We start from the raw sequence: 475 nt of genomic DNA, 5'->3' as shown, positions 1-475 counted from the left end.
GGCGGTTGGACCCGTCATCGTCCCAATGAGAGGCCACGCATCGCGCGGGGCAAGCGGGGTGGTACCGCGGCTTAAGGCAACCGCCGAGAGTCGTCCTCGCTCGGGCGATGTACGAGGAGCAACAATGGGTGCTAAAGGCCACTATCCCTTGGACCGTCAGGCGCGCGTCGAGGCGTCGCCGGACTTCCCGAAGATGGAGGAAGGCATTCTCGCCTTCTGGAAGAAGGACGGGACCTTTCAAGCGTCCATCGACAACCGGCCCGCAGGCCCGAACGGAGCCGACGAGTTCGTCTTCTATGACGGCCCTCCTTTCGCAAACGGACTGCCTCATTACGGCCACCTGTTGACGGGATACATCAAGGACGTTGTCGGGCGTTACCGGACGATGAAGGGAAGCCGCGTCGAACGCCGTTTCGGCTGGGACACCCACGGCCTTCCCGCCGAGCTCGAGGCTCAGCGCCTTCTGGGAATCGAG

General features: G+C 63.6%; 1 protein-coding gene. It reads left to right on the top strand.

All coding sequences use genetic code 11. The annotated features are described in order from the left end of the window. Positions 1-193 precede the first annotated feature (193 nt). On the top strand, positions 194-475 hold a 282-nt coding region (locus ACO48X_RS02475; RefSeq protein ID WP_485000278.1), incomplete at its 3' end, for a class I tRNA ligase family protein.

The sequence above is a fragment of the Peptidiphaga sp. genome (genome assembly GCF_057238965.1).
The sequence above is the reverse complement of the archived record's forward strand: the minus strand, read 5'-3'. Positions and strand labels throughout refer to the sequence as shown.